Below are 15,507 nucleotides of genomic sequence, written 5' to 3'. Positions count from 1 at the left end.
CTGAGAGTATGTGAAAAAGAGTAACCCTGCAAGATACAAAATAGCACAAAAGGTAAGAAGCTGGAGGTTAAAAAGAAAATATACCATAAAAGACTTAGCAGACAAAACAGGCATAAAGTATCATGCGCTGCTAAGGTATGAACAAGGAATATGTGGCATTCCAATTAAAAAGTTAAAAGTCATAGCAAAGGCATTATCAATCGATGTTGGGAATCTCTTTCCTAGACGAAAAGCGCTAGGAGAAAAACATTGTTTTGATAAACAATTGATGTACAATTTTATAGAAAAATACACAAAAACAAGCGGTCGAGAATTACGCAAGGCAATTTATGCATTAACCCAATCTATTCGAGCTGAAGAGGAAAGTGATGTCAAAGCAGGATTTGCTAATGATATAATCTACCGAGCAACAGGCTTATCAGCTGATGAATATGAAAATAAAGAAGAAAAAAGTTCTAAGCGTTTCAACAAAAGGGATGGAATGAAAAAGTGGAGAATAATACAAGGGTATACGCAAGAGGAATTAGCGAAGGAGCTTGGTATAGGAGGTCCACAGATACATTACTATGAACAAGGAAGCACCATGTTCGGTGAGAGGTTATGGGAAATAGCAAGAAAATTATCAGTGAATGCTGAAGATCTGGTAACGGAAGAAAATTGTTGTGGAGAGAAAGATACAGATAGTGAAGGAGAAAAAGAGCTATTAAGCTGGGCGAGAGAGTTAAAAAAAATTAACACTCAAGAATCACAAGATGAACTGGATATATGGGTAGAATTTTTATCCCAAAGAAGGCAAATTTACAAAGAAAAGATTGATAAAGTAGAGTCAATCAAGGTTGTGAATAATCTACTTATACTAGGTATTTCCATTGATAATATTTCTCAAATAACTAGCTTGACTGCTGAGGAAATTGCGCAACTTACGCTCCCAACGGAATTAAAACTATGATAATTTATATAATATATTATGATATAGATGAAAATAGTTAATCTATTTAAGATTTCTCTGAAGTTTTGCTTGCGGCTTTTTCTTTTACCGGTTCAACCGATACATCTTGAATTTCTTCTTCCGGCTTAGCCAGTAGAGTTGACTCTTCTTCAGATTCTGCTGCTAATTTGCGTTGTTTGATAACTTTCTTCAATGTTTTGACTGCGATGATAGTTAATACTGAAAACACATGCCGAAGTTATGGCTAAGGCTGGAAAAGGGGCCAAATTGAACATCGGCAAAATTGCCACGATTGTAGCAGATGTTAGTAAAAATGCTAGTCTTTTGCTCCCGATTATCTTGTTTTTCTTGGACTTTATGGGGTTTAATTTTTTTATTTTCCCTTTTAGCTTTTTGAAGCCTTTTTTGAACACGTTGCCTCTTTTCAGCTCTTTTTCTACGGGTTTCGTTTTTAAGCTTTTTATTTTTTCTTTTATTCCTTTTTTATCTTTTTTTGCTTTAGAGGTTACTTTCGAGTATAGGTTAGGTTTCACCACAATTTCAGAGAGCGGTTTTGGCTTATTATTTGAAATTTTAGCTTCTTGCCCCTCAGTATGTTTTTTGGGCGAAACTATGTTTTTTAAACCTTTCTTTGCTTTGTGGTATAATTTTTTTAGTTTGCTTGGCATTTTTATGTAAATTAAGATACGATATCGCAAAATTTATCGATTACTTTTTGATTACCTTCTATCATTGCATTTGCCTCCTGCTGAAGAGATTTGATATTTTTTGATGTAATATTATCCATGTCAGGTGATGCTATTTTTAGTTGCGATTGTATGCGTATATATTTATCAGCTATAACTTGATTAAGTTGATAGTTTACTGCATCTAAACTTGAAGAAAACATCACATGTATTAGTGGTTTTATCCAGCCTATTTTTCCAAATCTCTTTGAATTGGCATACTCTATGCTTCTGTCTGTTCTTCCAGTACCTATCGATAACAGTAGAATATCATCATTTGGAAATAACCTCTTACCACTTGCATATGCACAAGCCGCTGGATTATTGGCAAATACTCCGCCATCCACTAATACTCTGTCTATCTGGTCAATTTTTAGATGTTTTGGTATGAAATAAGTAGGTGCAGCCGTTGCAGCTCTGAGTGCATCTTTCAGCTTAATATTACCTTCTTTCCAGCTTTTAAAGAAAAATGGGCAGTTATTCTGAATATCGTAACTCGTAATCAACACATTACTTAAAGTGTTTTTTAGAATATCCTCTCCAAAATATTTATCCAGTACAGATTCAATATTTTTGTGTGGATATTGTGCGCAGTTAAACCAAGATAGTATTGATCGCCTAAAAAATGAAGACTTAAAAATATATGGTCCATATTCCCGATAGAACTCGACTAAATCATTAGCAGAATATTGAGGTTTATCTTTTTTACATAATCCTGCTATAACAATTCCACCAGTTGAGGTTCCTGCCATAAGATCAAAGATTTCAGCTATCGGTTTCCTTGTCCTTTGCTCTATTTCTGCGAGAACAATGGCTGGTATTATGCCCCTTATGCCTCCGCCATCTACTGAAAGGATATATTTAGTCATGTTTAGATATTTATTGGTTTTATTAACTTGTTCTCTTTTATCAGGTTGTGTTTCTTGTCCAAGTACTACTGTGTGTTTCACTCCTAGAGAAAATTGCACCAATCTAATAATTGATTCCGTAGAGCATGCTAAAGGGTCTCTGTTGGTTCAAGCATATTCATTTACTTCTAAATCTATTGCAAAGTCGCTAATCGAAGCTAAGGAACGTGGTGTTGATATTAAGGTTATCCTCGATGAATCACAAACTAGTTCAAAACATAGTGTAATTAACGAATTATTTGAGCACAAAATCCCGATATGGATTGATTTTAAACCCGCTATTGCTCATAGCAAGGTAATTATTATTGATGATCAAAAAGTCATAACTGGATCATTTAACTTTTCAGATGCAGCTCAGCAAAAAAATGCTGAAAACCTACTCATCATAACAGGAGATTCTCCACTAGTTGAACAATACGTTGAAAATTGGAGAGATCGTCAATCGCAATCTAAGCCTTATACGCTATTATAGCTCTTTCCATAAAAGTCCGGATGTGATAGGATAAGGGTAGATGATGATAAGGAGGTTGAATGCCAGCAGCATATAGTTATGATTTAAGAAAAAAAGCAATGGAAGCGCTAGACGAAGGAGAAAGCAGAGAAACAGTGGCAGCAAGATTTAAGATTGGACGAACTACTTTATGGGAGTGGCAGCAAAGAAGAAAAGAAACAGGAGACTTTCAATCAAAAAAACTTGGAAATGGGGGTTACAATCACAAAATTACCGACTGGGATACCTTTGCCAAATTTGCCAGAGAACACGGAGGAAAGACTCTATCGGAAATGGCTAAACTTTGGAACAACATTAGTATCCAAACGATCTATCGAGCCCTTAAAAAAATTGGATTTACGCGCAAAAAAAGACATATGGATACAAGGAAAGAAACGAAGAAAAACGTGCTGAATTTTTGAAAATTATAGCGACAAAAGAACCTAAAAACTTAGTGTATATAGATGAGTCTGGCATTGATAACACCGAAGACTACCCCTACGGATATTGCCAGAAAGGACAGCGGTTTTATGCCTTAAAATCTGGAAAGAAAACTCAACGAATCAGTATGGTTGCAGCCTTAAGTGGAAGAAAGATAGTTGTTCCGTTAACCTTTGAAGGCCACTGTAATATGGATGTTTTTAATGGATGGTTTGAGCAATTTTTGACACCGATCTTGGAACCTGGACAGACTGTCATTCTTGACAATGCTACTTTTCATAAGTCTGATAAGATTATCGAGCTTGCTAAAGGGGTTGGTGCAGAAATTTTGTATCTGCCGCCTTATTCTCCAGATTTCAACAAAATTGAGCATCATTGGTTTGCTATAAAAAACAGAGCCAGGAAAAACATTCCTCTATTCGAATCCTTTCGTCGTGCTGTTGATTCTGCCTTCCTATGACCTGTTCGGACTATTATGAGAAATGCTATAATAGAAAATTGATTACCCGCATTTTAAGTTGCTAGTTTTAAAATCATCCAGTTCTTCAGAAAGATTTTTTACCCTTTCCTCAAGTACTAACACTTTTTCCATTAAACCATATTCAATAAGTTTATCGTGAAATTGTACCCTTGAGTCTAGCTTGGATAACCACCATATGAATGCTACTGTTTGTATTAATAACGTGATATAGCATTTCTCATAATAGTCCGAACAGGTCATAGGAAGGCAGAATCAACAGCACGACGAAAGGATTCGAATAGAGGAATGTTTTTCCTGGCTCTGTTTTTTATAGCAAACCAATGATGCTCAATTTTGTTGAAATCTGGAGAATAAGGCGGCAGATACAAAATTTCTGCACCAACCCCTTTAGCAAGCTCGATAATCTTATCAGACTTATGAAAAGTAGCATTGTCAAGAATGACCATACGCGTCAAGTTAAGAGATTGTGAGCAAATTTAGAGAGGTTAAAGTGGATACTCTAGCCCTTCTACGTTTGTCTTTTAATGAAAATCGCGACCAAGTTATAGTGAGTTTTTTAAGAAATACTTTTAAACTATTAATCTTGGTTAATACTAAAAATAACTCTCTAACCCGTCTTTTTAGCTCAATAAATGCCTTTGTTAAGCTAAGTTCTGTATTCTTTTTCACTTCTGTGCAACCAACTATGCCGTGAAATATAAGAATTGCGCACAATTTAGCATATAGTTCACATAATACTCTGCATGGCTTTCCTTTTAGCTTATCAAGTCTGATATGGCTTTTATACAATTTAAATAATAACTCAATTTGCCACCTTACTCTGTAAATCGTTAATACTTGCTCAGCACTAATTTTATTTTCTGGAACATTAGTTATAAATATTGACCAGTTCAACAATTTTTGATTTCTTTTAGAGGATGTATATCCCTGCGATCTTGCTAATCTATTAGCTTTCCTTCTTCTGGCTATAGACTGTTCTTCAGTTAGTTTCTGACATATAATTCTTACTCTAATTTTTGCTTCTTTTCCTAACAATACCTCGTTTTCTAAAAATAACTTATCCTCTAAACATTCTAATAACTCCATTTTTTGATTTGTTTCTACATCATATACGTTGGTATCGGATTTATAACGACTTATGAAATAAGCTCCTATTTCATTGATTTGTTTAAAAGAACTTGGCACAAAATAACCGAGATCAGATATTAGCAAATCATTGCTTGATATATTACTTAAATGTTTCCTATATCCCTGGTCTGATCTTATTCCCTCCGTTAAATTAAGTTGGTCTATTATCTGATTCATGTAATCGAAAACTAATTGTAACTTTATTCCAGACTTAGTATTGCTTTCATAGCCACTGTAGCTAGTACCATAACCTTTATACATCTCTTCCATACTGTTAGGTAGAGTAATATAGCTACTGTCCAATAATTTAACACTATTAAATTGCTGTAAGATTTTGCAATCAACTTGCAAGATATTTTTAAAGAGAACCACAGATTCATTATACATCCTTTTCATAAATTCCACTGCTTCTTCAGTAAATCTAAAATCCAAACCTTGTTTTGTTATATCTATCGAGTCCTCGTTTAGTAATTGACACATTGTTTCTACGCTACAATTATCAACTCCTATATTACCCAAGACCATGGCTTTTACGAATGATGAACCTTTTAGCTTTCTCTTTCTTTTTATAAACCTTGTTGTAATTGAGATTTTCTCTGCTTTTTCATTAAAAAATTCTTTGAGCTTTTTTGATAAGCAAGTTATTTTATTCATTGGTTCTCTCACTAAAAGTATATCTGGGAGAACTTATACCTTATTATTCTATCTCTTTCATACCTTTATTTCCTTAACTTGACGCGTATGGTCAAGAATGACAGTCTGTCCAGGTTCCAAGATCGGTGTCAAAAATTGCTCAAACCATCCATTAAAAACATCCATATTACAGTGGCCTTCAAAGGTTAACGGAACAACTATCTTTCTTCCACTTAAGGCTGCAACCATACTGATTCGTTGAGTTTTCTTTCCAGATTTTAAGGCATAAAACCGCTGTCCTTTCTGGCAATATCCGTAGGGGTAGTCTTCGGTGTTATCAATGCCAGACTCATCTATATACACTAAGTTTTTAGGTTCTTTTGTCGCTATAATTTTCAAAAATTCAGCACGTTTTTCTTCGTTTCTTTCCTTGTATCCATATGTCTTTTTTTGCGCGTAAATCCAATTTTTTTAAGGGCTCGATAGATCGTTTGGATACTAACGTTGTTCCAAAGTTTAGCCATTTCCGATAGAGTCTTTCCTCCGTGTTCTCTGGCAAATTTGGCAAAGGTATCCCAGTCGGTAATTTTGTGATTGTAACCCCCATTTCCAAGTTTTTTTGATTGAAAGTCTCCTGTTTCTTTTCTTCTTTGCTGCCACTCCCATAAAGTAGTTCGTCCAATCTTAAATCTTGCTGCCACTGTTTCTCTGCTTTCTCCTTCGTCTAGCGCTTCCATTGCTTTTTTTCTTAAATCATAACTATATGCTGCTGGCATTCAACCTCCTTATCATCATCTACCCTTATCCTATCACATCCGGACTTTTATGGAAAGAGCTATAATATGGATGTTTTTAATGGATGGTTTGAGCAATTTTTGACACCGATCTTGGAACCTGGACAGACTGTCATTCTTGACAATGCTACTTTTCATAAGTCTGATAAGATTATCGAGCTTGCTAAAGGGGTTGGTGCAGAAATTTTGTATCTGCCGCCTTATTCTCCAGATTTCAACAAAATTGAGCATCATTGGTTTGCTATAAAAAACAGAGCCAGGAAAAACATTCCTCTATTCGAATCCTTTCGTCGTGCTGTTGATTCTGCCTTCCTATGACCTGTTCGGACTATTATGAGAAATGCTATAATTACTGTAATTGGGATTTTTTGATTTTGCATGTGAAGGTATTAATCTATTATGGATAGTTTTAGAAGTTTATATACAGATTATAGAAAACTTACAGCTTTAGTGATTACTTTTTGTTGATTCGTATCGGTCCTCTGCTTCTGCAAGTAGCTTAATGATTTCCCTGTAAGGTTTATCTTTATTGTGTCTTGATTCCACTACAGCCATATTTCTAGGTCTTCTTCCATCTTTAGCTGTAGCAGTGGGATCTGCACCTTTGTCTAATAAAAGCTTAACAACCTCTAAATGGCCTTTATCTGCAGCATGATGCAAGGCTGTCCATCCCATATATCCACCTGTGGCACTTATATCAGCTCCTTCCTCTACAAGAAACTTTACAACTTGCAGACACCCTGAACTAGATGAATAATGCAAAGCTCTCATCATAGGAATTTGTGTGTTAATATCTAATAGGTTTTTTACTGAAAATTCTGTAACTGCCAAACTGCAGTTCTTAGAGGCAATTTGTAGTATTGCTTTATAATTACCCACAGCTTTACTCTTTGTATAGCAGCATGTAATAACAACACATATAATTGTTATCATCAGCCATAGAAAATTTATCTTATTCTTTATGTTCTTACTTATTTTGTTCATGTCTAACATTTTTTTAGAATTAAATGACCATTTGCTTAAGTTTCACTTAAACAGCTTTGCTCACTGTTGCCTCTACTATAGTTTGATATCCTCTATTATTCAGAATATGTTCTGCCTTGCTAATTACCCATTCACCTTCAATTTCCTGACAAAATCCTGAAAGGCTGATCTTAGCTTCTGCAAATAATTCTGGATTACCAGGAACAGTTACATTTAAACTTGATGTACTACGTTTTAGTTGTTTTAACTTGGCTGCTGCTGCACTAATTGCTGATTCTGCGGTAGAGTAAAGCGTTTGCAGGGTATAACTTGGGCCCTCATTTCCCACTTTCTCTTCTATAGTTTCTCCCTTTTCATAACTATGCCATTTTGCAATAACAGATCCATATTTGTTACGCACATTAAAATTTACCTCCCAATTTATAATATCTTTAGGTGTAAGTACTGTTGTACCTAACATCTTTCCAGTCGCTGATCTTGCTTCTCCCTTCGGAATAAAAATTATATATCCTCCTGCTGGTTTTACTAGTGCATCATATTTTTTGCCTAATCCTTCCAAAAAACTCATGTCGCTTTCTTCTGCTTGAATGGTATGTGGTATAAATATATTTTCAAATCTTTCAGCGACTTTACCTTCATACCCATGTTCTTGTGCTATTTCTTTAATCAAATCTCCCAAGGTAATGTCTTTCCATTCCTTTGATTTTCTTTCCTTTAATGATCCTCTTAAACTTGCAGCGTCACATTTTATTCTTAAAGTTTGTGGTGAACTTTGTATTGTAATTTGATTTGCCTTATATACCCCCATAGGTAATAAACCTGTTTCTTTATATCCTAGAAAAACCTGTAAATTACCCTTAAGTTCTAAAGCGCTAGAGCTATAATTAATACATATCTCAGCTTCGTCACTTGTAGTACCTGATCCATCAGTGACACGTAGTAATATTAAACTCTTTTTTAAAACCTCTGTTACTGGGTTATTTTTTGCTACTATATCAAAATCTGGTGTCATTCATCTAAAATATTTATAACAGATTCTTTCAGTATTTTTTGAATTTTAGGAAGCTTAATTCTTAATCCAGCGGGCAAAAAACTTCCATGTTCTGCAAGGCCTGGATTTTCAAGCAATACTTCCTCCACTGCTCCACTACTGTATCCATAATGTTTCCAGCAAATTTCATCTAACATTTCGTTTTCTTTAGTGTAATAATAAATCACTTGCTGTAACTTTTTAACTTCAAAATAAACTCAACTTTTCTTGGTTTTCCATCAGGAAAAAATAATATCTGTTTTTCTTCTACATTAATAATAACAAAATTCCCAAGTATATTTCCTGAATTATCAACCAGAACGTGTGGTTCTTGAGTATCACGTATATTTTTTAGCTGTTCTAAGCCATTACTCTGATAATGTGGATAAATCACTCCTGTCAGATCAATACATTCAATTCCTGAGCCAATGTTTTGTAGCAACGTTTTTTCAATACATTCAATTGTATACCACCTTTTTTCTTTACTGTATCTTAGGCTTATTGGTTCAAGCTTACATTTTCCAAGCAACATCAATGTAACTCTTCAACTATATCAAAAAGTGCCCCACGTGCTTGTTCTCTAAATCGTTCTATTACTGCATCAGCAACGCTGCGCACATCTTCAGATTTAATGTTGATATTAAACGTTTGATAGAATGCTTGGTTATATACTTTCGATTCACTATTTTCACATCTACTTTTCTTGAATGCTTTCTCAACTTCTTCTTGTTCTATAGCTCTTTTTTCTTCTATAACACCTTTAACTTTAAAACTCTCAAAATTGCCTTTACTATTTTCTGAAAATTGTTTAATAGCACTATTACTTGTCAATGGGTTTCCGTTACTGAAAATGCTATTTTTAGAAAGCTTATTAACAAAATTTCCATTATTTTCAAATTTTCTAATCGGGCTATTCTCAGCAAATATGCTACTAACTGTATTTCCCATCCATGAAAAAGCTTTTCCTATAGGTTCAATGAGTGATTTCCAAAAGCTAGAGAAAAAGTCTTTCACTTTTTGCCAGTTAGTTAGAACATAAGCTGCACCAGCAACAAGACTCGCTATTAAAAGTCCAATTGGGTTAGTCATTACAGCGAGTGTTATTGCTCTTAGTCCTGTTACTACTGCAGGAAAAACTATAGCTGATAAAAATGAAAATGTTGCCAATATCGTTGCTTTAAGACCAAAAATTGTACTTCCTAATAAAGTAATTCCGTAGCCTACTCCCACTACTAAGACTTTCAAACTTATCAAAGCTGCTAAAGTACTCATGATTGCCGTAGTTAAAGTTGGATATTTTTCTGCAAAAGAAGCTATACGCTCTGTTATTGCTTTCAAACTTCCAGCTACATAATTTAAAGTAGGCAACATTACTGACCCTAGATTCATGCCAGCTTCAAATACTGCATTTTTAAGTAATTGTAATTTATTAGCTGTAGTATTTGCCCGATTGTTAAATTCGTCCTGCATTGAAGCGTTATATTTTTCTTTATCAGCTAAATGTTCAATAGCTTTCTTGTAAATGTCTAAGCTTCCTACTAAAAGAGCAATGTCATCTTGAAACCCAGCACCAAATAGATTCATAAGAATACCGGCACGCTCTTGATCGTCTATTCTTTTTAAAGTTTCAAGGAATTGCAATATTGCCTCTTGAGGATTTTTTTTAATAGTTTGTTCGAGCTCTTCTATACTTGTTCCCATCTCATCTAATGCATCGTGAAATTCAGGACTTTGCTCTCTTGCGGTCTGTAATTTACTAAGAAAGTTATTTATAGCAGTTGCTGCTTTTTCAGGTTGTTTACCTAAACTTATGAATGCACTTGCTAAGCTACTTGCTTGATCAATTTCTAAACCAAACTGTTTAGCATTACCACCAATTCTATTCAGTGTAAAAACCATTTCCTTAGCTTTGGCAGCAGTATTATCTGAAAGATGGTTTATTATGTTACCTACATTTTCCATGCCATCAACTTTAATTCCATAGACATTGGATATTTTTGCAATAGCATTACCAGCTTCTTCTGCCGACATATCAAACGCTGTGGTCATTTTGGCAACTACTGTTGTAAACTTCATAAGATCATTTTTGTCAATACCAAGTTGACCACCACTTGCAGCTATTTGTGCTAACTCTGCTGCCGATAATGGTATAGTACGTGACATCTCCTTTAGTTTCTGCGCAAATTTGTCAACTTCTCTTGTTTCATCGTCAAACTTTACTACTTTTTTAATATCAGCCATAGCACTTTCAAAGTCAATCGCAACTTTAACTGGAGCTGCAAGCGTTAGCCCTAGCCCAATAGTCTCTATAATTTGTGACTTAAAATGTGCTTTGCTTGCTAAAAAACTTTGGTGACTACGTATTGCAGACCCAAGCTTACCATACTTACCTTTTAGCACTTCAATAGAAGAACCAAGTTTATATTGATCACTTACTAATGACTTAATATTTCTTCCACTTTTCCTTACTTCTTCATTAAATGAATGCAAAGCATCTCTCTTTCTCAAATATGCTTCTTTTGCTTTTGTTACAGAAAACTTAGCTTTATCAAACTCAGCTTTTAAAGTTTTGCTTGGTTTCTCTATTGCTTTCATTTGTTTAGCTAAAGATTTTACCTGATCCTCAAAACCTTTCCATGACCTTCTGCTAGTTAAAACATCACTACCCAACTGCTTAAACTTTGATACTGATTTTAAAGATGAATCAAGCTTTCTTATATTCTCACCAAGACGGGTAAGTTGACTACTGCTTCCCTTTATTACAGTATTAAAACTGCCATCAAGTACTGCACCTATTTTTATCGATAATACTGACATTTGAACTCCCTAGCTAATTTGCTCCATGAAATAAACTCACTAATCTCCATATCAAGAATGTGCTCAACTCCACCACCTATGATAGAGCCAAGCACTAGTATTTCTAATCTCAAGTTTTTTGGACAATCGGTGAAAAAAAATCCTTTAATACCTCTTGTACTTTCACATAATCAGCAATATCTAGCTCTTCAATTGATTCTTTTGCAGCTGATGTCAGATTGGCAGTCAAAGTTACTTCCTTACTCAGATCACTACCATTAAGTCTCTCAATAGCTAGATAATCTCTAACTTTTGGACGTCTAATGGTAAGCTCTGATACAGAAATACCATCAACTGTTATTGGATTATCAAGTTTTACTGTTGTCATACTTTCTCCTAAAAAATAAAATTCTAAAATCTTTTTAAAACTAAACCTAAATACCTAAAACCGCTTGTAATAAAGCCATCTGATCAACACCATTTATCTTTCTAATCATATTTTCAGCGTCGATTTCTATTAATTCATTACCACCTATCGTAAGTTTATAATAATGGGCAGCTACAGTACACTTCAGCGTTGCTTTTTCAGCAGGTTTCCAGTTACCAAAATCAAATTCTTTAAAAATGCCTCTTAAATTGATTATTACTGCTTCAATATCATTACTTCCACTACCTTGCATTCCACCACGGAGCGTTAAAGATACTGAGTTTCCATTTATCAACCCAAATAGCCGAAAGAGCTCTGTATCGTATTCAGCAAAAGTGAAATCTGCTTCAAGCTTTTCCATGCCCATGTCAATATTTATTGGAATATCCATACCACCAGCTCTATATTCATCTGTTTTTATGGTAAGTTTTGGCAAGGTTATTTCATCTATTTTTCCTGCATAACCACGACCATCAACGAATACGTTAAAATTTCTCAGTATTTTCGGTAACACTTTGCTTTCTCCTAACTTATATTTACGAGATGAGATCTGAATATTATTTGTTCTGCCGGATATGGTGGTGTAAACTCAAAGTCAAAGTATACTTTTCCACTTGCAATGTTTGTTGGTGTATTGAGTTCTGGTGTTGCATAACATTTTCCGCTAATAATCGCCCCTTGTGCTTTTAAATTGGCCAAATAAGAATTCACCCCCTCAATCACATCATCTATGTAAGTTTTGGTGATATTGCGATCAACTGCCCATAAATGAGCTCGAAGTAGACTATCGTTGATTAAATCTGCAGTCCTTCTCACTGACAAAAAAGCCCATTTTGAGTCATTTGAACATGTTCTATTTCCCCAAAGCCTATAGCCATTTTGATGAATTATCGTTGTTACTTCATTTTCATTCAAGTGGTTTGCTCTACAATTTATATTACCGAGCGTAAAATCAATAGGCCTGCTTGTTCCAACAATACCATTTATCTCTTTATTTGAAGGCGAATGCCAAAATCCTTGCTCGCTGTCTATCTTAGCTATTAACCCAGCTACAAATGGACTCGATGGCAAGATTTCTTCTTTTCCTTCAATAAATACCTTAACCCAAGGATCAACTACGTAAACTCTTGAGCTGCCTACACTTTTTCTCCATTTAATTGCTTCTTCATCATTAGTATTTGGTCCATCTGCTACTATTATAGCTCTTAATTTTTCTGCTATAGAAATTAATGCTGCAACCACTGGATTTTTGCCATCTTCTGGTAATTGATGAGTAAACTGAGGTGCAATTAATATTCTTGGAGCAACATGAACTATACTTTCACTGCTGAGAAATGCCTCTATCCCTTGATATTCTCCAGTCTCTTTATCAACTCCACCGATTATACTTTGAATAGTTTCACTTTCTTTGAGCTTTGGATCGCTGTTTTCACTTTCTTTAACTCGAATAACTACTACTGTTGCACCAATCTGGGAAAATATTCCATTTATTGCAGAAGGTAAACTGCCACTCTTTCCGAGCTTTGCTGCTTCCTTTAAGCTTCCTGCAACTAACACTGGTTTATTTAGCGGAAATTTTTGCTCATCTGCTTCAGGTGCAGTACCAATTACACCTATCACTGATGATTTAGCTGTACGTACTGTCTTTGCTCCTGAGGTTACCTCAATAACATTTACGCCATGTAAAAATTCTTCAGCCATTTCTTTGTATCTTTTGTTTAAAATCGTTTAGTAAGTTCTCTAGCTCATTTTTACTTTTGGCTTCTGCAATTTTCTTCTTGGTAATGTCTTCCAACTCTTCACATTTAATTATTTCTTTTACTGCTTTTTTCACTTTTTCCTCAATTATTCTTGCCATTTCAATAACCGTAATACCACGGACTTTTGCTAAAGGTTCTATAATTTCTTTATCCTTTTCATCTATAGATTCTGGTGCTGCTAGAATGCTTTTTGCGGCTTCCGCTTGAATCTCATAAGATTTAGCTTTTTGGTGAGAATGACCTGCATATTGGTGAGTATGATTATCATAATAGAAACGCATACTATCAAATGCACAAAGCTTCGCATTATCCAGTAACTCCTTTTGTATATCTTCTTTAGTACGCTGAGCAATTTCTCCTCCTTCTGTTAAACAATAGCTTTTTTGCCAATCAAAATTCTTTGGCGCCTCGTACCAATCATTACCAGCTGGCTTACTTTCAAGCGTTGTTGTTTCAATCTGCTTGTGATTTTCAAAACGTATATAAATAGTCACAAATTCCTCCTTATTGCCATATTTGATCAGTTCGTTCTAATCCTGGACATTGCCAAGCTTTTAGCGTTCTCTCCACATCTACTTCAAGTCCTGTAGTTAAAAAATTGCTGCGAAAATTGTATACTCCCCATTGCATAAATTGAGTGTAATAATTATTGCTACTCGTATAATAGTACGGTGATGTGTAAAATAAGATTGCTACTGTCTTATTAGCAGGAACTATGACGACACCAGAACTAGAAAATCCACTGTTTGAGCTTCCAAGATTATAAATGTTTTTCCAACTAATTGATGCAACTTGTCCTTTATTGGTATTATCAGGTGTTCCGACAAATGCTCCTGCCCCTTCATACTGCGAGCTCCAATAAGATGTACCAACAAAATTTAATGTTCTGGTTATCTCACTATTTGTAGTGTTTTTTATAAATATTACTCCCAGGAGTGCATATGGATAAGAGTATTCATATGAAGAACACTGATAACGTGAATACAACTCCCTGTAGATGAATGTTCCATTTTTACCTTGCATAAAATACAAACTTGGTGGTCTATAGAACCCAACATAACTTATATCATAGCTGTGAGCACCTGTTAACAGGCAAAGCATATTATTGGTATATGATGTATCGCTATACCATTTACCAAGCTCAGTTGTAAAATGGCCATTTCCCCAGTTATGGTCATTATTCCTATTTAAAACGCCAAATAAAAATGGTAATGATTCAGGTTCAACCATATTGCGCTTTCTTATCTCTTTTATAATTGATGACCCATTTGGTAAATCATTAATCGAGTTAAATTTAGTTGTAAGGGTTTTTAATTGGTCTTCTCTAGTTTTTATTTCTTTCATAACTGATGAACCAGTTGGTATATCGCTTATGGCTTTAAGGCTATTTAATGTGTGTCTTATGCTATTTAGATCTCCGGCATTATTGATGGTGGCAACATGTGAATCTTTTCTGCTATCAAGTAGTGATAAATTTGTTGTTCCTTTTTCATCTATTTTCTTTAACGACTTTCCTTCTAATTCAGAGATTGCCGCTAATGCATTGTTTTTACTACTATCTAATTTATTTAAATGACTTGTGCTACTGTCAAGAAGCTCTTTTAATTTTGCATCAGTCATCTGTACAATATCAAGTACTGTACTTTGCCCAGCAATAGATTCTAGAGATTTTGCAAGATAGGCGAGTTGATCAGGGGTAGCATTTACAGATAGATCTTTCAGTCTCTGATGCAATGCATAAACTACTTCTTTGGCAATTGTCATTCATTACCCCACAAATTTAAAAAAGATTCAAATCTAAATCGTTCAAAATTACTCTTAAGTTGATTGTGTTTATTTTCTCTCTCACTCATATCTTCATCTATTTTTTCTATAGCTTTTCGAATACGTACTACATCTTGCACAGCAATATTCTCTGGATGTGGTAAAGGATATCCGCGCCTCGTTTCATTATTTGGCAT

The 15,507-nt window shown here is 34.7% G+C and carries 20 protein-coding genes and 3 pseudogenes; 5 read left to right on the top strand and 18 right to left on the bottom strand.

What is annotated here, in order from left to right:
• Positions 1-10 precede the first annotated feature (10 nt).
• On the top strand, positions 11-949 hold the full coding sequence (locus tag AAGD84_RS01520) for a helix-turn-helix transcriptional regulator (protein WP_341818068.1): 939 nt from the start codon (positions 11-13) through the stop codon (positions 947-949).
• Between the two features lie 46 nt (positions 950-995).
• Here the strand turns inward: AAGD84_RS01520 and AAGD84_RS01515 are convergent, their stop codons facing one another.
• On the bottom strand, positions 996-1,178 hold the full coding sequence (locus AAGD84_RS01515; RefSeq protein WP_341818067.1) for a hypothetical protein: 183 nt from the start codon (positions 1,176-1,178) through the stop codon (positions 996-998).
• Positions 1,179-1,189: 11 nt separating this feature from the next.
• Between AAGD84_RS01515 and AAGD84_RS01510 the strand changes: the two genes are divergently transcribed.
• A complete protein-coding gene (locus AAGD84_RS01510; protein WP_264329738.1) occupies positions 1,190-1,627 on the top strand; it encodes a hypothetical protein in 438 nt (145 codons plus the stop codon).
• Between the two features lies 1 nt (position 1,628).
• Here AAGD84_RS01510 and AAGD84_RS01505 read toward each other — a convergent pair whose 3' ends face one another.
• Positions 1,629-2,543 carry a patatin-like phospholipase family protein gene (locus AAGD84_RS01505; protein WP_341818066.1) on the bottom strand — a complete coding sequence of 305 codons (915 nt, stop codon included), beginning with the start codon at positions 2,541-2,543 and terminating at the stop codon, positions 1,629-1,631.
• Here AAGD84_RS01505 and AAGD84_RS01500 point away from each other — a divergent pair.
• A complete protein-coding gene (locus AAGD84_RS01500; RefSeq protein WP_410541711.1) occupies positions 2,542-3,054 on the top strand; it encodes a phospholipase D family protein in 513 nt (170 codons plus the stop codon). The two genes, AAGD84_RS01505 and AAGD84_RS01500, sit on opposite strands and share 2 nt — an antisense overlap.
• A gap of 59 nt (positions 3,055-3,113) precedes the next feature.
• A protein-coding gene (locus tag AAGD84_RS01495) for an IS630 family transposase (RefSeq protein WP_341817957.1) occupies positions 3,114-3,973 on the top strand; the annotation gives its coding sequence in 2 pieces (ribosomal slippage) (positions 3,114-3,438 and positions 3,438-3,973; 861 coding nt in all).
• A gap of 42 nt (positions 3,974-4,015) precedes the next feature.
• On the opposite strand, the gene AAGD84_RS01490 is transcribed toward AAGD84_RS01495, so the two are convergent.
• The 4 genes and pseudogenes from AAGD84_RS01490 to AAGD84_RS01475 all read right to left on the bottom strand — a co-directional run.
• Complete coding sequence (locus AAGD84_RS01490) at positions 4,016-4,234, bottom strand: hypothetical protein (protein WP_341818064.1); 219 nt, start codon at positions 4,232-4,234, stop codon at positions 4,016-4,018.
• Positions 4,231-4,437, bottom strand: a pseudogene (locus tag AAGD84_RS01485) (transposase); the annotation flags it as partial. The pseudogene AAGD84_RS01485 and the gene AAGD84_RS01490, both read right to left, overlap by 4 nt.
• A gap of 13 nt (positions 4,438-4,450) precedes the next feature.
• Entirely contained in the window at positions 4,451-5,776 is a 1,326-nt protein-coding gene (locus AAGD84_RS01480) for an IS4 family transposase (RefSeq protein ID WP_341817859.1), read from the bottom strand.
• Positions 5,777-5,836: 60 nt separating this feature from the next.
• A pseudogene (locus tag AAGD84_RS01475) lies at positions 5,837-6,531 on the bottom strand (IS630 family transposase); the annotation flags it as partial.
• A gap of 63 nt (positions 6,532-6,594) precedes the next feature.
• Here AAGD84_RS01475 and AAGD84_RS01470 point away from each other — a divergent pair.
• A pseudogene (locus AAGD84_RS01470) lies at positions 6,595-6,867 on the top strand (transposase); the annotation flags it as partial.
• Positions 6,868-6,996: 129 nt separating this feature from the next.
• Here the strand turns inward: AAGD84_RS01470 and AAGD84_RS01465 are convergent.
• From AAGD84_RS01465 to AAGD84_RS01410, 12 genes are all read right to left on the bottom strand, one after another.
• Complete coding sequence (locus AAGD84_RS01465) at positions 6,997-7,428, bottom strand: ankyrin repeat domain-containing protein (RefSeq protein WP_319606855.1); 432 nt, start codon at positions 7,426-7,428, stop codon at positions 6,997-6,999.
• A gap of 151 nt (positions 7,429-7,579) precedes the next feature.
• The gene (locus AAGD84_RS01460; protein WP_265038502.1) at positions 7,580-8,545 is read right to left on the bottom strand and encodes a phage late control D family protein; all 966 of its coding nucleotides are present in this window, start codon (positions 8,543-8,545) and stop codon (positions 7,580-7,582) included.
• A complete protein-coding gene (locus tag AAGD84_RS01455) occupies positions 8,542-8,721 on the bottom strand; it encodes a tail protein X (RefSeq protein ID WP_265038503.1) in 180 nt (59 codons plus the stop codon). The genes AAGD84_RS01460 and AAGD84_RS01455 overlap by 4 nt, the downstream gene beginning before the upstream one ends.
• Before the next feature lie 26 nt (positions 8,722-8,747).
• Positions 8,748-9,095 (bottom strand): phage tail protein, encoded by a 348-nt coding sequence (locus AAGD84_RS01450; protein ID WP_265038504.1) that lies wholly within the window; start codon positions 9,093-9,095, stop codon positions 8,748-8,750.
• Positions 9,095-11,380: a phage tail tape measure protein gene (locus tag AAGD84_RS01445; RefSeq protein WP_264329733.1), complete on the bottom strand. Its 2,286-nt coding sequence runs from the start codon at positions 11,378-11,380 to the stop codon at positions 9,095-9,097. Before AAGD84_RS01445 ends, AAGD84_RS01450 begins: the two co-directional genes overlap by 1 nt.
• Complete coding sequence (locus tag AAGD84_RS01440) at positions 11,362-11,493, bottom strand: hypothetical protein (RefSeq protein WP_265040494.1); 132 nt, start codon at positions 11,491-11,493, stop codon at positions 11,362-11,364. The genes AAGD84_RS01445 and AAGD84_RS01440 overlap by 19 nt, the downstream gene beginning before the upstream one ends.
• On the bottom strand, positions 11,490-11,747 hold the full coding sequence (locus AAGD84_RS01435; protein WP_264329732.1) for a phage tail assembly protein: 258 nt from the start codon (positions 11,745-11,747) through the stop codon (positions 11,490-11,492). The genes AAGD84_RS01440 and AAGD84_RS01435 overlap by 4 nt, the downstream gene beginning before the upstream one ends.
• A gap of 46 nt (positions 11,748-11,793) precedes the next feature.
• Positions 11,794-12,300, bottom strand: a complete 507-nt coding sequence (locus tag AAGD84_RS01430) for a phage major tail tube protein (RefSeq protein ID WP_264329731.1) — start codon at positions 12,298-12,300, stop codon at positions 11,794-11,796.
• An 11-nt stretch (positions 12,301-12,311) separates the two neighbouring features.
• A complete protein-coding gene (locus AAGD84_RS01425) occupies positions 12,312-13,487 on the bottom strand; it encodes a phage tail sheath subtilisin-like domain-containing protein (RefSeq protein ID WP_264329730.1) in 1,176 nt (391 codons plus the stop codon).
• Positions 13,480-14,040, bottom strand: coding sequence for a hypothetical protein (locus tag AAGD84_RS01420; RefSeq protein WP_264329729.1), 561 nt, complete (start codon positions 14,038-14,040; stop codon positions 13,480-13,482). The genes AAGD84_RS01425 and AAGD84_RS01420 overlap by 8 nt, the downstream gene beginning before the upstream one ends.
• 10 nt (positions 14,041-14,050) lie before the next feature.
• Positions 14,051-15,310: a hypothetical protein gene (locus tag AAGD84_RS01415; RefSeq protein ID WP_265038505.1), complete on the bottom strand. Its 1,260-nt coding sequence runs from the start codon at positions 15,308-15,310 to the stop codon at positions 14,051-14,053.
• A complete protein-coding gene (locus tag AAGD84_RS01410) occupies positions 15,307-15,507 on the bottom strand; it encodes a hypothetical protein (protein ID WP_264329726.1) in 201 nt (66 codons plus the stop codon). Before AAGD84_RS01410 ends, AAGD84_RS01415 begins: the two co-directional genes overlap by 4 nt.

The sequence above is a fragment of the Wolbachia endosymbiont (group A) of Andrena fulva genome, from assembly GCF_964026815.1.
Classification (GTDB): Bacteria; Pseudomonadota; Alphaproteobacteria; order Rickettsiales; family Anaplasmataceae; genus Wolbachia; species Wolbachia pipientis.
Note: the sequence above shows the minus strand (reverse complement) of the source record. Positions and strands in the feature narration are given on the sequence as shown.

Excerpts from the sequence above, each read along its gene's own strand:
- AAGD84_RS01480 (WP_341817859.1), bottom strand. The coding sequence starts at position 5,776 with ATGAATAAAATAACTTGCTTATCAAAAAAGCTCAAAGAATTTTTTAAT.
- AAGD84_RS01425 (WP_264329730.1), bottom strand. The coding sequence starts at position 13,487 with ATGGCTGAAGAATTTTTACATGGCGTAAATGTTATTGAGGTAACCTCA.
- AAGD84_RS01500 (WP_410541711.1), top strand. The coding sequence starts at position 2,542 with ATGTTTAGATATTTATTGGTTTTATTAACTTGTTCTCTTTTATCAGGT.
- AAGD84_RS01415 (WP_265038505.1), bottom strand. The coding sequence starts at position 15,310 with ATGACAATTGCCAAAGAAGTAGTTTATGCATTGCATCAGAGACTGAAA.
- AAGD84_RS01445 (WP_264329733.1), bottom strand. The coding sequence starts at position 11,380 with ATGTCAGTATTATCGATAAAAATAGGTGCAGTACTTGATGGCAGTTTT.
- AAGD84_RS01435 (WP_264329732.1), bottom strand. The coding sequence starts at position 11,747 with ATGACAACAGTAAAACTTGATAATCCAATAACAGTTGATGGTATTTCT.
- AAGD84_RS01460 (WP_265038502.1), bottom strand. The coding sequence starts at position 8,545 with ATGACACCAGATTTTGATATAGTAGCAAAAAATAACCCAGTAACAGAG.
- AAGD84_RS01510 (WP_264329738.1), top strand. The coding sequence starts at position 1,190 with ATGGCTAAGGCTGGAAAAGGGGCCAAATTGAACATCGGCAAAATTGCC.
- AAGD84_RS01490 (WP_341818064.1), bottom strand. The coding sequence starts at position 4,234 with ATGACCTGTTCGGACTATTATGAGAAATGCTATATCACGTTATTAATA.
- AAGD84_RS01410 (WP_264329726.1), bottom strand. The coding sequence starts at position 15,507 with ATGCCAAATAATGAAACGAGGCGCGGATATCCTTTACCACATCCAGAG.
- AAGD84_RS01450 (WP_265038504.1), bottom strand. The coding sequence starts at position 9,095 with ATGTTGCTTGGAAAATGTAAGCTTGAACCAATAAGCCTAAGATACAGT.
- AAGD84_RS01455 (WP_265038503.1), bottom strand. The coding sequence starts at position 8,721 with ATGTTAGATGAAATTTGCTGGAAACATTATGGATACAGTAGTGGAGCA.
- AAGD84_RS01505 (WP_341818066.1), bottom strand. The coding sequence starts at position 2,543 with ATGACTAAATATATCCTTTCAGTAGATGGCGGAGGCATAAGGGGCATA.